This is a genomic window from Promicromonospora sp. NPDC060204 (genome assembly GCF_042728455.1).
Lineage (GTDB): Bacteria > Actinomycetota > Actinomycetes > Actinomycetales > Cellulomonadaceae > Promicromonospora.
Window position 1 is genome coordinate 1 of the sequence record NZ_JBHWZO010000456.1, and the last position, 1724, is coordinate 1724.

Genomic DNA, 1724 nt, shown 5'->3' on the forward strand with positions numbered 1-1724 from the left:
AGACAGTCGGTCCCTTGCGTCGAGACCGGTCCCTTGCGTCGAGATCTGTCGGTCGCCCGACCGATCTCGACGCAACCGACCGATCTCGTTCAGCCCGGTCGGCACTGGACTGAACACGAGCTGCCCGTCCGGGAGCGGACCGATCTCATTCAGCCCGTCCGGCAGTGGACCGATCTCGTGCTGTCCGGTTGGCACCCACAGACGTGGGCTGCCGACTGAGCAATGGACTGAACTCCTGCTGCAACTCAGCATTAGACCGGCCCAGTGCCGTACCCGGCAGTGCCACCGAGATCGGTCCCTTGCGTCGAGACCGGTCGGTCGCCCGACCGATCTCGACGCAACCGACCGATCTCGTTCAGCCTGGTCGGCACTGGACTGAGCGCGGGCTGCCCGTCCGGCGGCGGACCGATCTCATTCAGCCCGTCCGGCAGTGGACCGATACGTGCTGTCCGGAGCAGTCCGACCACGCCGAACACGCCCGCGCCGTGGCGGGGCCGCCGATGTGCGCTTCTACCCCGTCATTGGGCCCGAAACACGGCTGATTCCGGGCCGAATGACGGGGTAGAAGCGCACCTCCGTACGCCGCGCCTCCGTACACCGCGCCCCCGGCACCCACGCGCGTATCCAGCCGACGCCGGGCAGCGGGCAGAGGCCGGGGTCAGTGGTGGTGGTGCTCGGCCGTCGTCACCGGGATCGCGCCCGGGCGGGTCCACTGGATGGCCGGCCGGCCGCCGGTCCAGCTGTTGCCGGCGCCGTCCTCGTGGGTGCGCCAGAACCAGCCCGGACCCTTGCCCTCCGGCCAGCCGTCGGGGGAGTCCTGCCACGACTCCAGCCGGCCGCGCGCCGTCATGTCGAGCAGCGCCAGCGCCGGCATGGTGGCTTCCGCGCCCCGTCCGGTGACCGAGTTGGTGAGGAACACCCGGTCGCCCTGCCGCAGGAAGCACACCCAGGTGCCGAACTCGTCGCCGCCCACGATCTCGTCCGCACCGTCCTGCGCGGAGTAGTCCAGCACGGAGTACCAGTGCTCCGGGTACCCCATGAACTCCACGAACGGCGCGAGCTCCGTGTAGGGCGCCTTCGCGAACACCGCGAACGAGACGCCGCGGGCGGTCAGGTAGGCCGGGTCCTGCACCGCCCAGTAGGTCAGGGTGCAGCCCTCGCACTGGTTCTCGAACGGCTCGCCCGGGTGCCACATGTGCTTGTAGACGACCAGCTCCTCGCGGCCCTGGAACAGGTCCAGCAGCGTGGTGGGCCCGTCCCGTCCGACGACGACGGCGCCCGCGTCGACCTCCGTCATCGGCAGCCGGCGTCGTTCCGCCGCGATCGCATCGCCCTCGTGGGTGTGCGCCTTCTCCCGTACCAGCAGCTCGTCGCGCGCGGCCTGCCAGGCGGCCCGGTCGACGACGGGCGGCACGCCGGGGGAGCCTGCCTGGGCGCTCGCGGCACCTTCCTGGTCGGGGTGGTGCTCATGTGTCGTGGTCATGTGCTCTCCTCGGTCGACGGGCTGCCCGGCGTGCGGACGACGCCTCTCCACGTACCGACGACCAGCCACGTCGAAGCTCATCGGCCGGGCGTCCATGAGGACGACGAACGGGCCACGCCCAGAACGACACCCTGCTCAGAACGACACCCGCCGACGGAACGGTCCGGGAGGCGGCCTGCGGCGACGTCGGCACATTCCTGCGCGGTCGGCAGTCTGCATCGAGGTCGGCACAGGCCTGTGC

At 70.7% G+C, this 1724-nt stretch carries 2 protein-coding genes; one reads left to right on the top strand and one right to left on the bottom strand.

The genetic code is table 11. The features are described 5' to 3' along the window. Window positions 1-219: hypothetical protein (locus ACFWEJ_RS28630; RefSeq protein ID WP_377232545.1), on the top strand; the 219-nt coding region annotated here is incomplete at its 5' end. A 439-nt stretch (window positions 220-658) separates the two neighbouring features. Here the strand turns inward: ACFWEJ_RS28630 and ACFWEJ_RS28635 are convergent. Further along, on the bottom strand, window positions 659-1483 hold the full coding sequence (locus tag ACFWEJ_RS28635) for a DUF899 family protein (RefSeq protein WP_377232546.1): 825 nt from the start codon (window positions 1481-1483) through the stop codon (window positions 659-661). Window positions 1484-1724 lie beyond the last annotated feature (241 nt).

Bases quoted from the DNA above. Each gene is read 5' to 3' on its own strand.
- ACFWEJ_RS28635 (WP_377232546.1), bottom strand. From the start codon at position 1,483: ATGACCACGACACATGAGCACCACCCCGACCAGGAAGGTGCCGCGAGC.